The organism is Sporosarcina sp. BI001-red, assembly GCF_003384035.1.
GTDB lineage: Bacteria > Bacillota > Bacilli > Bacillales_A > Planococcaceae > Sporosarcina.
In genome coordinates, this window is sequence record NZ_QQAK01000010.1 from 371,237 (window position 1) to 387,424 (window position 16,188).

At 41.1% G+C, this 16,188-nt stretch carries 17 protein-coding genes; 14 read left to right on the forward strand and 3 right to left on the reverse strand.

All coding sequences use genetic code 11. The annotated features are described in order from the left end of the window. Positions 1–180: 180 nt before the first annotated feature. A complete protein-coding gene (locus DVB69_RS06440; protein WP_158541047.1) occupies positions 181–1,068 on the reverse strand; it encodes a LysR family transcriptional regulator in 888 nt (295 codons plus the stop codon). 190 nt (positions 1,069–1,258) lie between these two features. Here DVB69_RS06440 and DVB69_RS06445 point away from each other — a divergent pair, with 190 nt between their 5' ends. From DVB69_RS06445 to DVB69_RS06470, 6 genes are all read left to right on the forward strand, one after another. Continuing rightward, entirely contained in the window at positions 1,259–2,470 is a 1,212-nt protein-coding gene (locus tag DVB69_RS06445; RefSeq protein WP_116017746.1) for a MalY/PatB family protein, read from the forward strand. A gap of 47 nt (positions 2,471–2,517) precedes the next feature. Next, on the forward strand, positions 2,518–3,897 hold the full coding sequence (locus DVB69_RS06450; protein WP_116017748.1) for an APC family permease: 1,380 nt from the start codon (positions 2,518–2,520) through the stop codon (positions 3,895–3,897). Positions 3,898–4,021: 124 nt separating this feature from the next. Then, positions 4,022–4,582 (forward strand): redoxin domain-containing protein, encoded by a 561-nt coding sequence (locus tag DVB69_RS06455; RefSeq protein WP_116017750.1) that lies wholly within the window; start codon positions 4,022–4,024, stop codon positions 4,580–4,582. A gap of 56 nt (positions 4,583–4,638) precedes the next feature. Further along, positions 4,639–6,000, forward strand: a complete 1,362-nt coding sequence (locus DVB69_RS06460; RefSeq protein ID WP_116017752.1) for a phenylacetate--CoA ligase family protein — start codon at positions 4,639–4,641, stop codon at positions 5,998–6,000. Between the two features lie 57 nt (positions 6,001–6,057). Next, entirely contained in the window at positions 6,058–6,843 is a 786-nt protein-coding gene (locus DVB69_RS06465) for an enoyl-CoA hydratase/isomerase family protein (RefSeq protein ID WP_116017754.1), read from the forward strand. Between the two features lie 23 nt (positions 6,844–6,866). Continuing rightward, a complete protein-coding gene (locus tag DVB69_RS06470; protein ID WP_116017756.1) occupies positions 6,867–8,462 on the forward strand; it encodes a class I adenylate-forming enzyme family protein in 1,596 nt (531 codons plus the stop codon). A gap of 73 nt (positions 8,463–8,535) precedes the next feature. Here DVB69_RS06470 and DVB69_RS06475 read toward each other — a convergent pair whose 3' ends face one another. After that, on the reverse strand, positions 8,536–9,891 hold the full coding sequence (locus DVB69_RS06475; RefSeq protein WP_116017758.1) for an NAD(P)/FAD-dependent oxidoreductase: 1,356 nt from the start codon (positions 9,889–9,891) through the stop codon (positions 8,536–8,538). 207 nt (positions 9,892–10,098) lie between these two features. Here DVB69_RS06475 and DVB69_RS06480 point away from each other — a divergent pair, with 207 nt between their 5' ends. Next, positions 10,099–10,290, forward strand: coding sequence for a hypothetical protein (locus DVB69_RS06480; RefSeq protein WP_116017760.1), 192 nt, complete (start codon positions 10,099–10,101; stop codon positions 10,288–10,290). A gap of 835 nt (positions 10,291–11,125) precedes the next feature. Here DVB69_RS06480 and DVB69_RS17880 read toward each other — a convergent pair. Next, positions 11,126–11,260, reverse strand: a complete 135-nt coding sequence (locus DVB69_RS17880) for a hypothetical protein (RefSeq protein ID WP_255415299.1) — start codon at positions 11,258–11,260, stop codon at positions 11,126–11,128. A 116-nt stretch (positions 11,261–11,376) separates the two neighbouring features. Here DVB69_RS17880 and DVB69_RS06490 point away from each other — a divergent pair, with 116 nt between their 5' ends. From DVB69_RS06490 to DVB69_RS06520, 7 genes are all read left to right on the forward strand, one after another. Further along, a complete protein-coding gene (locus DVB69_RS06490; RefSeq protein ID WP_116017764.1) occupies positions 11,377–11,616 on the forward strand; it encodes a competence protein ComK in 240 nt (79 codons plus the stop codon). 183 nt (positions 11,617–11,799) lie between these two features. Continuing rightward, a complete protein-coding gene (locus DVB69_RS06495; RefSeq protein WP_116017766.1) occupies positions 11,800–12,567 on the forward strand; it encodes a GntR family transcriptional regulator in 768 nt (255 codons plus the stop codon). A gap of 5 nt (positions 12,568–12,572) precedes the next feature. Continuing rightward, entirely contained in the window at positions 12,573–13,004 is a 432-nt protein-coding gene (locus DVB69_RS06500; protein WP_116017768.1) for a PTS sugar transporter subunit IIA, read from the forward strand. Between the two features lie 15 nt (positions 13,005–13,019). Continuing rightward, entirely contained in the window at positions 13,020–13,304 is a 285-nt protein-coding gene (locus tag DVB69_RS06505) for a PTS sugar transporter subunit IIB (protein WP_116017770.1), read from the forward strand. After that, complete coding sequence (locus DVB69_RS06510) at positions 13,304–14,581, forward strand: PTS ascorbate transporter subunit IIC (protein ID WP_116017772.1); 1,278 nt, start codon at positions 13,304–13,306, stop codon at positions 14,579–14,581. The genes DVB69_RS06505 and DVB69_RS06510 overlap by 1 nt, the downstream gene beginning before the upstream one ends. Before the next feature lie 29 nt (positions 14,582–14,610). After that, positions 14,611–15,534, forward strand: a complete 924-nt coding sequence (locus tag DVB69_RS06515; RefSeq protein ID WP_370452928.1) for a phosphotriesterase family protein — start codon at positions 14,611–14,613, stop codon at positions 15,532–15,534. Between the two features lie 10 nt (positions 15,535–15,544). Further along, positions 15,545–16,168 (forward strand): bifunctional 4-hydroxy-2-oxoglutarate aldolase/2-dehydro-3-deoxy-phosphogluconate aldolase, encoded by a 624-nt coding sequence (locus DVB69_RS06520; RefSeq protein ID WP_116017776.1) that lies wholly within the window; start codon positions 15,545–15,547, stop codon positions 16,166–16,168. Positions 16,169–16,188: the final 20 nt, after the last annotated feature.

Below are 16,188 nucleotides of genomic sequence, written 5' to 3' on the forward strand. Positions count from 1 at the left end.
GTTGCTTTTCTTTTTCAATTTTCATCTTGTAAACGCTCCCTTTTGTAAATTTTTCAGGATGTGGAAACACTTAACATATGTGAATATATGCAAGTTGTATGCCGACTCTCCGAAAGGTGTAAGAAACTTTCATGGTTGTTTAATCATTCGCGTTTATTTCACACGCAGGGACCTATCTCCTTAAATTAGTAGTACTTCTTTTTGCAGTTCCTTAAAAAATTCATTACTCGCATTGGAACGAAGTGATTTTAATTTGATGAAGTGGTACCAGATTTCGCCGAGGACGTCATCCGTAATTTCTAACGGAATAATTTTACCTGTATGGATGTAAGGATCACTTTTTAAATTGATTTGAGTGAAAAAGCCTATCGCCATCCCTTCAGCAATAATATTTTTCACAGCTTCCATATGACCCGTCTTTACAAGGAAATTGGGAGTACCGAGTTTATGGAGAATGCTTCGTAATCCAGGAGATGAGCAAATGAGTGGATAGTCAAGTGCCTCAGTTAGTGAAATTCCGGTTCTATGAGCAAGCGGGGAATGGTGACCCACGCAAATCATTAGCTTCGATTGGACAATCGGTTTATACAATAAGGATGGAGGAAGGTCCAGCTCCTTACTCGCCTCCGCGATGATTCCCACATCCAATTCCCCGTTCACTATTTGTTCTTTTATATCAAACGAATCTCCCTCAGCTAATTCAAGTTGTATACCAGGATACTTTTGGGTGAAGGAAGACAGAACACGTGGTAACACACTTTGCCAAATCGCGGGAGTGGAGCTAATTGATAGCCTTCCTTTCAATAAAGTGTGATGAATATTGCCGAAACGTTTCATCTCTTCAATCGCGTTTAGGATTTCCTCGGATTTTGTAATGACGGCTTGGCCGCGTTCAGTAGGGAATGTGCCTGCTTTGGAGCGATTGAAAACTTTCAATCCAATCTCATCTTCAAAAGCCGCAAGAGCCTGGCTCATGCTAGGTTGGGAAATACTAAGTCTTTTAGATGCTACTGATATTGACTTTGTCTTAGAGACTTCAACAATGTATTCAAATTGTTCAATCCTCATGTTCATCACCATCCATAGGAATTCTCAATACTAACATTCACTATCGCTATTTTACATCATAGCACTGAATATGATGTAATGAAATTAATAATTCAGCTTAATTAGAAAATAATTTTGTGTTAGGGGGGACACTTGGAAAGGTGATGGTAGATTCACAGCTTGTGATGAAAATCTAGAGGGGGCTCATAACATGATTTATAACTTCGACAACGTCATTGATAGAAGGAACACGGGATCTGTGAAGTGGGATAAAAAAGATGAAGTGTTTCAAGAACGTGATGTACTACCGATGTGGGTTGCGGATATGGACTTCCCATCCCCCCAGCCGATTATAGAGGCCATCAAGCAACGAGCAGATCATGGGATTTTTGGCTATTCAACGATGCATGATGGGTATTATGATGCGATTATCGAATGGAATCAAAGAAGGCATCAATGGTCGATTGAAAAGGATTGGATCACCATCAGTCCCGGTGTAGTCCCAGCGTTGAATACAATCGTCAAAACGTTTACAGAACCTGGGGATAAAATTATTATACAATCTCCTGTGTATTATCCTTTCACAAATGCCATCGTAGAAAATGGTAGAGAAGTGGTGTTGAACAGACTCCAATTGGAAAATGGCCGTTATTACATGGACTTTGAAGATTTACGTAATCAGTTGGATCCAAGTGTGAAGATGATTATTTTGTGCAATCCTCATAACCCAGGCGGAAGTGTATGGACTAAAGGAGAACTCCAAGAACTTGGAGAAATCTGTTTAGCTCATAACATTTTAGTCGTATCGGATGAAATCCACTGTGATTTGGTATATACAGATTACAAATATACTCCTTTCGCTAGTATTAGTGAGGCATTTGAACAAAACACCATCTGCTGCACAGCTCCTAGTAAAACGTTCAATCTGGCGGGATTACAACTTTCAAATATTATCATTCCGAATGAAGACTTAAGACAAAAGTTCTTAGATGCGGTCTCAAGAACACCGTTGCAGCTCACGAATCCATTTGCTATAGCTGCAACTGAAAGCGGTTACAAAAGGGGAGATGAATGGCTGGAACAACTGATAGCGTATTTACAGCAAAATGTTGCCTACTTAACGGATTATATTACCACCCATCTGAAAGCGATAACCGTAATTCAACCGGAGTCAACGTATCTAGTCTGGCTGGACTGTAGGGGTCTTGGTTTGGAACCGGAACAACTGGAAGAACTGTTGATCAAAAAAGCTAAAGTAGGATTTAACCAAGGATATACGTTTGGTCCAGGGGGTGAAGGATTTGTTCGTGTAAATATTGCATGCCCACAATCCGTGCTAAAAGAAGGGTTAACTAGAATGGACAAAGCCTTTCAAGAATTGGAACACACATCTCAGAGTCTATCAGGCACACAAAATAACTGAAGGTACACCTTTTTGTGAACGGTATTCATTCTAAGGAGATGATAGAGATGGGTAGCCAAGAAGCGAAATTAAAGAAAGTACTAGGGTTAGGCGACTTGATGGGGATTGCGGTCGGGCAAGTAATTGGAGTTGGAATTATGGCATTGATGGGTGTCGCCATTGGCATGACAGGTAAAGCGGTTGTGCTAGCTTTTGTCGTCTCTTCTGTATTTACGTGTATCACGATCATTCCGTTAACTATAATGGCCACAACGATGCCGACGACAGGTGCGCAGTATCGGTATTCAAGTCTTCTGCTTTCACCAAAGATCGGTTTCTTCTGGATGCTATTATTTATCTTTTCAAAAGTTACTATTGCCGTTTATGCCATTTCTTTTGCTCAATATTTACAAGGATTAGTTCCCGGCATTCCAATCATGCCGGCAGCATTTGTTATCCTGACCGTCCTTTACATTACTAATATGATTGGCGTGAAAACTGCCGCTGTAGTGGAAAAAATAATGGTTCTTGTCCTTTTACTAGCGTTGGGGATCTTTCTCGCTTATGGCCTGCCAGCAACTAACTTTGCTGAAGTCTTTAATCCGAAAGACATGTTCCCAAGTGGATTTATCGGATTCTTCACAGCAGTGGGTCTACTAGCTTTTGCGACAGGCGGAGCTACCAGTATTGCGGAGCTCGGTGGTGAAATGAAAAACCCTGGAAGAGATATTCCGATTACCATTTTCGGGACCACTTTAGGAGTAGGGGTTCTATACGCCTTGATGGCAATTGTGGCAGTAGGTATTTTACCCATTGCTGATGTTGCGAACAAACCTTTAACGGACGTAGCGAGAACAATCTTGCCGGGACCGTTATTCCTGTTCTTCATCATTGGCGGAGCATTATTCGCACTCGCTACTACGTTGAATGCGCTGTTAACGTGGGTGACTAAAGGGATGATCATTGCGTGTGAAGATGGATGGTTACCGAAATCACTTGGTGTGGTCAATAAGAAATATGGGACACCTCATCGTTTGCTCACTCTTTTCTATATTATCGGTGTGATTCCAATCCTAGGTGGCGTATCTCTAGATACAATTTCGAAGTTAGGACTTGGTGTATTACTATTTGCAGCTATCATCCCGGTAATTGCGGTCACTCAATTGCCTAAAAAGTATCCGGAGCTCTATGCTAAGTCGAAATTCAAACTACCACCCAAAGTGCTGATGGCTGTCGTTGTTGTTTCGATTTTGTTGCTTGCTTTCCAATCCACGTTAATGATTATGACGTTGCCGGTCAAAATCATGTTAGGTGCAATCCTTTATATGATTGCGGCGGGTATCTATGTCACATTCGCTAAAAGGAAGAATCCTGTATTGGAAATGGAAGAAGTGTTAGCGGTCGTCCCACTGGCGGCTGAGGTGGAGGAATCGACCACGTTCAATTGACTAATTGAACGTGAGTGGCACTTAAAAGAATAGAGGTAGTCCATAAATTCCAGGGGACTAGTAATTTACTTGTCCCCAGTAGCGTAAAATGAATGGAAATAGAAACTAGGAGGAAGATGATAGAATGACAAAACTTCAAAATGGAGCAAAAGCCGTAGATTTTACATTTGATACACCCTGGTCAGAATCGAATGACTTGTATGAGACTTTAGAGGGTAAAAAAACGATTTTACTCTTTTTAAGATACTATGGTTGCAGTCTTTGTCAGTTGGATATTGCAGCGCTCGTATCGGAAAGCAAGACAATTGAGTCGAATGATGCACAAGTCTTGGTCGTTCTCCAAACAGAAGCTTCCTTCATTCGGGAACAGTTGACTCAAGAACAAATGCCGCTAACGCTAATCTGTGATCCAGAACATAAGCTATTTGACTTATATGGCGTAGAAGCAGGTAAAACCCAAGAGGATCTTATCTCTGAAGAAGCCATGAAAAAGCTTGCCATCGCTAAAGAAAAAGGGATTTTGAATTTAGGGAACAAAGGGGAACAGCTTGAATTCCAGTTGCCTGCGACGTTTATCATTAGTCCAGATGGAACTATCGAGTATAGCCGATACGGGACGCATGCTGCAGATATCCCATCGCCTGCTGAACTTATTGAGTTGACATTGAATGTGAGTGTGAACTAATGATAGGTCGAGTATCAGGTTGTGATGTAGTCAATAGGGTCAAAGGGGGAGTGAACATGAGGGCTGTCCGCTACGTCACGGAAGCTTTGAATCATTTAAGTGATGAGGAGATTCATCAGATCCGCGAAACGAAACTGATCAACCAGTTGAAGTACTGCTATCGAAATTCTGAGTTCTATCAAAAGAAATTCAAGGAAGTCGGCATTGTGCCACAGGATATCCGTTCGATTGAAGACTATCTCAAGCTACCTGTACTTATGGATAAAGACCAGGAAAGACTCAGTCAGCAGGAATCCATGGAACGATTCGGTCATCCGTTTGGCATGCATTTGTGCGCATCCCCCGATGACATTGCATTAACAGCAACGACAAGTGGTACAACGGGAATCCCTACGTTTACGTATACATTAGCCCAACAGGATTTGGACAAAGTCTCCGATGGAGTCGCCTCAATGTTGAATTATGCAAGAATCAGTCAAGGGGATCGGATGCTTTTCAGCCATGCATTGGGGGTCTATGCGACCTCCGCTGTATTGCCAGGAATCCGTCAAGCAGGAATATTACCAATTGATGTGGATGTACGTGCAGGTACTGAAGCCATCTTACAATATGCAAAAATGACAAACCCTCAAGCAGCGATGATGACCCCGTCGTTAGCAGAACATTTGATAGGGAAATCACTGGAACTTCATCAACAGCCGGTTGGGGATTTGAACCTCTCAGCGCTATTTACAGTCGGTGAAATCGCTATCAGTATTCCTGAAGTGAAACAGAAAATCGAAGAAGCCTACGGTTGTCGTGTATACGATTGGATTGGTCCTATTGGAGGAACCATTGCGTATTCCTGTGATTCGGATGATTACCATGGGATGCACTGCGTGACACCTGATTATGACTTATATCCTTATGATCTGGTGGATCCAGCGACCCAGCAGCCAATTGACATTGTAAATGGTGCAATTGGAGAAGTTATTTATACGTCCTTGGATCGATTGGCAGCTCCCATGTTACGGATGGCCTCCGGAGATATCGTGCAAGTATTCACGACCCCTTGCCCAGGTTGTGGCTTCAAAGGAATGCGCGTAAAAGTGGTCGGCCGATCTGATGATATGTTGATTGTAAAAGGTGTGAATGTCTACCCTGCAGCGATTAAGCAAGTCATCACCACCTACGCTCCCGATGTTACAGGTGAGATGAGAATTGTATTAGACCAAGAACCTCCACTCGTAAAGCCCCCATTGAAAGTGAAGTTGGAATTCGGTCCTGATATGGATCGGAATGCACTTCCACAATTGGAAGCACGGATCAAAGAACAGTTAAGCCGCAACGTAAGGGTGAATCCTGAAATTATTTGGTGTCCGCCTGGAACGTTGGAAAAGTCGATGGCAAAAACACCAGTTTTCGAGAAAGATTATTAATCATAGTAAGTTTCAACAGAACTTTCGGAATCCATTTAAAAGGGAGAAGTGAACAAATTGACAACTTATGAAACTATGGAACTTGAACAGGTTGAAGATGTATTGACGGTCACGTTGAATCGGAAAAATAATTTGAATGCCATGAATTTGACGATGATTAAAGAATTGATTCAGTTATGTGATTGGTTACGTGAAGAACGTTCGGTCCAGTATGTTGTATTTACAAATCAGGGCCGGATCTTCTCAGCAGGTGCAGATGTTTTCGAAATGTTTGAAGGCATGGATGATGAGGACTTCAAAAATGAAGAACTCAGACGGATGCAATTGGTTGGTCAGGAAATGATTCGCAAGCTGGAAAGCCTTGAACAGATCACCGTTGCAGCCATTAACGGTTCTGCTTACGGAGGTGCCGTAGCCATTGCACTTACTGCGGACTTCAGACTACTGACTGAAAACTCGGTACTGAACTTACCTGAAACAAATATCGGATTGTTTTTAACGTGGGGATGTACCCCAAGACTAGTGAAAACAGTGGGCGCGTTGAAAGCGAAAGAAATGATCATGTTGTGCGAGGATATATCTGCTGAGGAGAGTGTTCAGTGGGGGCTTGTCAATAAAGTGGTCGCAAAAGAACAGTTGAAACAAGAAGTAGACTCGATCATTGCGAAGCTCCGAACGAAAGGTAGCCATTCAATCCGGTTGACGAAGAAGATGATCAACGCGTCAGCAGCTCCTAACTTTGGTGAAATTGTCATGACTGAAAACGAGCTCGTGGAAAAAGTCATCGTAGCGGGTGAAACGAAGAGGAAGTTGGAAGAATTTCACCTTAGTAAACAAAAATAAAAGGAATGGGATGGTGCTGGACAATGCCGCAATACTTCACTGAACTCTTGGAAAGAAATGCAACAAGCTACCCTGAGAAAACTGCCTATCAGTTTATGGGAACGTCTGTTACTTGGAAGCACTACTACGATGAGGTTCAGCGGATGACCAATTCATTCCTAACAATGGGATTGAAGCCAGGCGATAAAGTGGCAACCATTCTACCACAAACCCCTGCATTCATGACAATCTATCTGGCGGCGGGGCAGATGGGGCTAGTGGTCGTGCCATTGGATCCTAGATTCAAGGCCACTGAAATGATCAATCTATGCAACCGGACCGAACCTAAGATGTTGGTATGTTTTGCAGGCAATGAAACGCTTAAAGAGACGACTAAGCAATTGTTGAAAGAGATAGAAATCCCACATGTCTTTTCTTATATGGGGAAACTAGACGTTCCGGGTGCCAAATTATATGAAGTCCTGTTGGATAGCCCAGTGGAATTGACTATGCCTTTTCCGCCACCCACGCTAGACGATCCGTTAATCATTATATTTACGAGCGGATCAACGGGATTGCCTAAGGGCGGTGTCTTAACGCATCGGAATACCTTTGCCATCGCTAAAGCGACTGTAGAAACATGGGGAATCACGAGTGACGATAAAATGTTGCTTAATATGCCAACCAGTCATGTTGGAGGGACTCACGATATGATTGCGGTGCAGCTATATGCTGGTGCAAGTGGTGTAATTTCACCCACTTTTGTGCCGGCGGAAATCCCTAAACTAATCCATGAGTACAAGGTAACGATCATTGGCGGGGTCCCGTCTATGTATCGTCTCATTTTTCAGCACGCAACGTTGACGGATTATGATTTGCACTCATTGAAACTTCTCATTGTATCTGGAGAACCCTCCTCACCAGAATTGATTCACAGGATACAAACAAGTTTCCCGAATGCATCCGTTGTTGCGAGCTGGGGAATGACAGAAACCTCAGGCTTTTTCACATTTACAAATGTCGGGGATCCTGTTGAAAGAATTACCAAGACTGAGGGGAAACCTGGCCCTGAGTTTGAAATGGCTATCATGCAGGCGGACGGTACTACAGCAACGCCTCATGGAGTTGGTGAGATTTGGGTGAAAGGCGATAGCGTCATTAAGAGTTACCTGGATACTAAAGACAATGCAAGTAGCTTTTCAAACGGATGGCTGAAAACAGGCGATATTGGGTATTTGGATGAAAAGAATTATTTGCATTTCATCGGTCGTTCTAAAGAAATGTACATTAGTGGCGGGTACAATGTGTATCCAATGGAAATTGAAACGGTGTTAAATGCCCATCCTGCGGTCAATGCTTCTTGCATCATCGAAGTGGAAGATGAGACATGGGGAGAAGTTGGGATTGCATTCATAGTCCCTGAAAATGAGGGGACCCTGGATCAAGACGAAATCGTTCGGTACTGCAGACAAGAACTGGCAGATTATAAATGTCCAAAAAAAGTAATCATCCAATCTGATTTACCCAAAACACTGATTGGAAAAATCGATAAACAAAAAATCAGGAAAAGTTTGCATCAATTCGTGGAAGTGGCCGGTGAATCGCTCCATACAAACAAGACCCTGGCAGCTGGAGAATAGGTAACCAGGGAGCTCTAGCTGATGAAAATCAGCTAGAGCTTTTTGCATTCATGTTAGGTTGCTTTCATTCTATTCACCCATCCGTGCGTTTTGGAAACAGATGATGCATCAGTACTTTTTTGACAATCCCAGGACGTAACAGGATTGTTTGTGGTTGGACCAGATTCATGACGTCAATGAACAATGCATAGATGTGTTCATGGGTAGCAGATAGTTGAAAAATCTTCTTGGTATACCATTGTTGGATGGGCAGTCCAATAGGTTTCTTCCCTATGACACCCGGGTACCGCAAATCTTCGGTTAGCACCATATTCCAAATCGGGGATAGGATCCGTGCGCTTTGTTTATGGAAACTAGTTTGAAGGTGATCTAAGTTTTGCGAACCCGTTTGAAACAACTTTTGCAGTGCCAGTGCTTCCATTACGGCAATACTCATGCCTTGACCAAAAACAGGATTGATTCGGCAGACGGTATCTCCGATTAGGAAAAGTCCTTTTGGAAGTTGCTTCACTTTTTCTATCCGTTTCCAGCTCATGTGTGGGATCCGATAGACATGAGTTTTGGAAAGGGGTTCCGCTTGTACTAACTCGTTATAGATATCTTCTTGGGGCAGTTTTTTTGTAAGTTCGAGGAATCCGTCTTCATCGGAATTTAATTGTTTTTCATCAATGGCATGTTGGTAGCCCATTAGTGTAACGATGTACTGATCCTGCTCGATTTTAGAAAGAGTTCCTCCTAGCTTCTCAAGTGGAGGGTTTGGATAAATGATTTTAATGGACCAATCTCGGGATGGTTCAGGGGGCAGACGGAACTTTTTGCTGACATAACTTAAACCAATCTGAGCCTTTTTAATCGGAATCTTAAGATTGAGATTCTTGAAAAATGAAGTTGTAATGCTGCTGACCCCGCTAGCATCCACAATGATATCAGCAGTGAGTGTCTGTCGGCTGCCATGAGACGTGAGGACTTTTATTCCGTGAACCCGATTTTCTTCCTGATTATATAAAAGACTTTTCACTTGATGGCGGTAGAGCATGGACACATTGGAAATCTTTCTTATGTACTGGTCGATATGCCATTCAAGATGCGGACGTGATTGTAGAGTTGTTGTGTTTTTACCTTCGTGACGGAGTTTCCAAACACCATGATAAAACCACGCTAAATCTTTTGAAGAATTAATAACCACAGCTCCGCACATATGGAACGTTTTCGTAATTCCAGGAAATAACTCTTCCAACCCATTTTCCCCAGCAAATAGCAGTGCGTGTAAGTGATCCCCTTGCCGTGCCCCTTTCCTCGCCACAGGTCCTTCTGTTTCTTCATCACTCTCTAAGATGATGACTTCCTTGAAGAAATCGGACAACACACGGGCAGCAAGCTTTCCTGAAATTCCCCCGCCAATGATAATGGCTTTTTCCCTATTGCACACTATGCCGCACATCCAGTCAATTGATTGTTTTTCTTTTAATATAGAACATTATGTTTATATTTTACTTGAATATTTGAAACTCGTTAGTCCGTTTGGCATGCATGTGTGTTACCTGCCAGTTCGGTATGACGAGTCTGTAGATAAAGCGATACTAGAATAGTCTGTATTCAGAAAAGAAGTCAATCAACAAAGGAGGTGGGGGGGTTCATGTTACGAATGCGTGCAATCCAAGCTGAAATTGACCGTCTTATTAAACGGAATAAGTCCGTGCATAACACGCGACGACCATTTCATGATGCTATGCAGGAAGACCTTGTCCAACTCGCAGAGCAGTTTGAGATGGTGGGTACTAAAGAATATCGCGTTCCTGAACCAAAGGGACGGATTGACGTTGTCTGAAGAGATTATAAAGATCAGTTATTGCTAGCAATCGAAATTGATAGCAGCCTTCGTACCAAGTACATTGCAAAGCTTTCCAATCTACCGAATCAAGTAGAACGCATTTGGGTGCTCTATTCACCGAAGCCGATTGATATATATGAAATGGAAGAGCGTATCAATGGGTTTGTCATGAAGTATGAGATTTATTTCGAAAGGGATTAATAACTGATGATCCCTCAATGTGCGCTAACGGGAATGATGAAATCTTCAAAGAAACCCGAGCTATCTGGGAAATACTCATAGTTATCTTTAAATCACTAATTTTCTTTTCCTTCCTTTCCATCACTGTAATATGCATCGCTTTATACGCTAAATTTTCGAACAATTCTTCTTCACCTTTATGAATATCGAATTTCAGCATTTTACTCAAGAGTACTTTCTGGATACCTAAAAATACTTGTGCTTTGGAATGATCCCCAGTGAATGAAAGTGAAGCTTTCATTTTTTCAAATAGCGTTGTGGAATACTTCTCTGCCGTAGGCTTAGAGGCGTCTTTATAAGATCTTTAAGACTTTTTGATTTATAAAAAGATGGTTCCTTTTAGGATTACATTTTGGAAACCGTGTTCCCATTAGTATCTTTAGGGTTCGTACCAGTGTTCATTTTTCCCTGGTCTTGAACGGGCAAAATGAGCACCAAGCCCGCTCATAACAGGACGTACGTAATGAATACGCTCAATGATTTGAAGCTACTCTAATTTACGAATTGCACGATGGACTGTCGAATTCGATAACCCTAATTTCTTCTCAATGGTTTCATGCTTCAAATGTGCTGCAAGATACTTCACGGAATATCAGCGAATCATTTCAAGAACAGCGCAATCGGTTTTGTTCATCATGTTCCAGTGAATGCCTACATGTTGTCTGGCAGCTGCGTCCATTTCTTCTTTTGAATTGAAATTCGCATAGTTATATAGGTAGTGTTTCATGTTAATTCCCCCTTTTCCCTCTATATAGAGTTGGGTAAGGGGAAAGGGGGATGAAAATAAAGTTATAGAGTAGAAGGTAATGGCGAAGGTGACATCTTCAAAACTTTGACTATTCGATGACTCATTTTTTTTTGGACTGGAAATGTGCTGACTTCATTTGGATTACGGTGGGTCATGTTGTGAATTACGTGAAGACTGAAAATAACATTGTGCCTGTAACTTTTAATAATGGCAGTCAAGTATGCTTACCAATCAGCTATTACCAATTCAACACGCTGCAATATCGAATCGAGACGAATAACTGGGACATTTTTATTAATGTTTGGAAGTTTAAGCAATTGGAGGTCATTTCTTAATAAGGAAACAGTATTCATGAACTTTGTAGGAGTATGGATCTATAGTTATATAAATGTAACCGTATTCATTATAATGAATATTGTAATAAAAAGTTATTGACAACATACATTATAATGATAGTATTGCAGTAAGATGTTTTCTGATAATTTAGAACGTGGAATTTTTAAAAGGAGACGTGAAAAGTGCAGTCCAATAAATTAGTAGCGAACGCAAAAATACCATTGTATAAGCAGTTAAAACTTTCACTAATGAAATATATTGATGAAAGTTTAATGGAAGGTGATATGTTACCAATTGAGCCTGAAATTGAGAAGACCTATGGGGTTAGTAGAATTACAGTTCGAAGGACGATTGATGAGCTAGTGGCAGATGGTATCGTAAAGAAGATTCAGGGAAAAGGAACTTTCGTTGAATCTAAAAGCATTGTTCAAACTGCTGGAACAATCACTAGTTGGACTGAGGAAATGCAACAAAAGGGAAAAAAAATTGAGACAGAAAATACGTTACTTATTGAAATGGAGCCCACGCAAAAACTTAAAAAGGAATTGCAATTATCTCCAAATGAAAAGATCCTCTGTTTAAAAAGAATTCGCTTAGCAAATGAAGAGCCAATTGCAATTATGATTAATTACATTCGTGCTAAGTACGTCCCGGGATTACTGGAAAGAGGATTACAAAGAGAGTCACTGTATGAAACATTGGAGGATGAATACGGCATACAACTTAAACAAGCAAAAGAAAAGATTCAAGCTAGGAGTGCCAGTGATTTAGAGGCGATTGAGTTAAGAATTTCACCACAAGCTGCCTTGCTTCACATAACCCGAGTTTCTTATCTTGAAGATGGTACACCTTTTGAGCTAGTTGAAATGTCGAACAGAGGAGATCGATATGCGTACCATATTGACTTGTTTGGTCGAAATAAATTGAGAAATAGTGAAGGAAAGGATTGAAGTAAATGTTGGTATTAACTGAGGGCTTGGTTGAACTGAATGTGGAAGCAAAGGATGCAGAAGATGCGATTAGAAAAGCGGGACAATTATTAGTGAATGAGGGATTAGCAGAGGCAAGATATATTGATGCGATGGTGAAAGGGTTTCAAGATATAGGACCTTATATTGTCGTGGCACCGAACATTGCATTTCCTCACGCTAGGCCTGAGGCAGGAGTGATTGAAAAAGGGGTCTCTATTATTAGACTAAGTGAACCTGTAAAATTCGGACACCCAACTAATGATCCAATTACATTAGTTTGTGCACTTTGTGGTGTAGATAGTAAAAGTCATATCGAAATGTTGCAGGCACTTGCTACTTTGTTAAGAGATGAAGATAAATTGAAGACAATCATGAATCCAGAAGCGTCAAAACAGGATGTACTTGCAATCATATAAAAGGGAGTGTTTTTGATGAAAATTGTAACGGTATGCGGAATGGGATTTGGAACAAGCTTGATGCTCTTGCTGGAAATACAGTCTATCGCAAAAGGTCATGGATTTGAAGTTAATGGTGAAGCCGTTGACCTAGGATCTGCAAAAGGAATGTCTTGTGATTTGATGGTTGCATCAAGTGAGATTTCTTCAGAATTGGTGGATGAACCTGTCGAGGTAATATCGATTAATAATCTTTTGGATCGAAACGAAATTGAACAAAAGGTTATGCCAGCAATCCAAAAACTATCTAAAAAGGGGTAATGAAGATGTTTTTAGATACAATTGTTTCGATCCTTAGTAATCCAGCGATTATATTAGGGCTAATTGCATTAGCTGGGCTTATAGCGCTTCGAAAAACAACTTCGGATGTTATTAAGGGTACATTAAAAACAATTTTTGGTTTCATCATCTTACAACAAGGTGCCAATGTCATTGTCGGTGCCCTGATCCCGTTTAGTAATATGTTCAATAAAGCTTTTGGATTAACTGGTATTGTTGCTGAAGATAATGCACTAGTCGCTTCAGTGCAAACCATATTAGGGAAAGAAACAGCATTAATACTTCTGTTTTCCTTCTTAATTAACTTATTAATAGCAAGAACTACAAAGTGGAAGTATATCTTTCTTACTGGTCATATGATGTTTTCATTTGCTGGAACGATGGCTATTGTTTTCAACCAAATGGGTCTATCAAGCGCAACAACAATTATTCTGGGTTCTATTATTCAAGGTATTTCAATGGTCTTGTTCCCAGCCATATCCCAGCCATTTGTCAGGAAAATAACAGGTAACGATAATATTGCCTTTGGTTTCTGGGGTAGTTCATGGATAAGTATGTCCGGTTGGATTGGTGGAAAGTTTGGGAACAAAGAAAAGTCATCAGAAGATGTGAAGGTTCCGAAATCACTAGATTTCTTGAAAGACATGAGTGTTCTGATGGGGATTATTATGATCGTGATCTACCTAATCACAGCACTATTTGTAGATAAAGCAACGATGGCTGAAATTTCAGGTGGAACCGGTGTATTCCAGTTTTCACTAATGAATGCGCTGACATTTGTTGCCGGTATTCTGATTCTCCTTCAAGGTGTTCGAATGTTCTTGGGTGAGATTGTTCCAGCTTTTAAAGGTGTTGCAGAAAAAATTGTGCCTGGAGCTAAACCAGCACTAGACGTACCTGTCTTCTTTTCTTTTGCCCCAATCGCTGTAACTATTGGTTTCTTATCAGCGTTAGTTGGTGGATTACTTGTAACGTTAATATCTAACCTTTTACCCGTCGTTGTATTACCATCCGTAATTGGTTTGTTCTTTATGGGCGGTGCTGCAGGTGTATTCGGGAATGCAACAGGAGGCAGACGCGGCGCAATTGTCTCTGGTCTTTTCTTAGGAATTTCATGGTCATTACTTGTAGCATTAGCATATCCTTTGGTCGATGTAACTGTCTACGGCGTCGAAGGATTATGGTTCGCATCACCAGATGCAATTATAGTAGTCGTTTTGATTAGATTGGTAGGAATGTTATTTGGCATCGGATTGTAAGGCAAATATTTTGAATGTTGGAGGAGTTTATAATGGGGAAGATTAGAACGGTTTTAGGTGATATTGAGGCAACGGAGTTAGGATTTACATATAGTCATGAGCATTTATGGACATTTCCACCTTCAATTCAAAAAGACCGTGATTTAGAACTTTCTAATTATGAAGCGTCTGTGAGTGAACTCGGCAGATTTAAAAAAGCAGGCGGAAATGCGTTAGTCGAAGCAACAACTTTGGATTATGGAAGAGATGCGTCTAAGATGAAACGAATGTCAGTCGAAACCGGTGTTCATGTTGTTGCTGTTTCGGGATTTAACAAACACATTTACTTTCCTGCGTGGGTCGATGCATTAACTATCGAAGAGATTAAAGGAAAACTGGTTAGAGATGTAACTGTCGGCATGGATGGAACAGATTCAAAAGCAGGCTTTCTAAAAGCAGGTTCATGGGATCAGATGATTCATCCATTAGAAGAGAAAGTGACGCGTGCTGTTGCACGCGCACATAAAGAGACTGGCGCGCCTATATGGCTCCATACTGAAGCGGGAACGATGGGGGAAGAGATGCTTGACATCTTAGAATCTGAACAAGTCGATTTATCAAAAGTTGGAGTAGGACACAGTGACCGCAACGCCGATCCTTACTATCATTTACAACTTGCTAAACGCGGCGCATATGTTCAATTTGATGGCGTCAGTAAAGTGAAATATTATCCCGATAGCACTCGGGTGGAGTTGATCAAAAACATGATTGATAATGGATATGTGAAACAGCTTCTCATTTCTGCAGACATGGGAAGACAGGGATACTTACAAGCGTACGGTGGTGGTCCAGGATTTGAATATATTTTAAAGAAATTCATTCCACGTTTATTGGATGAAGGAATAAGTAAAGAAGATATCCATACCATATTTGTAGAAAATCCTGCCCGTTGGTTAGGGCAATTTGAAGGGTGACGGCTAACTAATGAAATTAGAAAAAGGGACAATCATTGCGATATTAAGAGGAGTCTATCCAGAAAATGCATCCGCAATTGCAAAAACTTTAGTTGGAAATGGCATAACAAGAATTGAGGTTTCACTTAGTGACGAAGACCTTGCAATTGGTTCTATTCAAGCAATCGCTAATGATCTTAAAGATACCGTTCAATTAGGGGCAGGTACTGTCATACACAAACATCAGGCAGATCGAGCGATTGCAGCTGGTGCAACTTACATCATTACACCAGGATGGGATCGAGAACTAACTCGTTATATTAAGTCGAAGCACGTTGAGGTATACCCGGGTGTAATGACAACAGGAGAGATCATGCAAGCTGTACAAGAGGAAGTGGAAGTAGTCAAGTTGTTCCCAGCTAATGTACTAGGGGCTTCATACGTGAAAAGTCTTCAAGGTCCTTTTCCAAATGTCCAAATCATGGGTGTCGGTGGAATTGAAATAGCCAATCTAAAAGAGTATTATGATGCTGGCTGTTCCTCCTTTGCAATTGGAAGTGATCTTGTACCAAGAGGAGCGACTCAAAAAGATCTAAAGGAAATAGAAATAAAAGCTAAAAAGTACTTAGCGCTAATGCAAGAATTAGGGAGCTGATTTATGTGGCAAACGTAAAA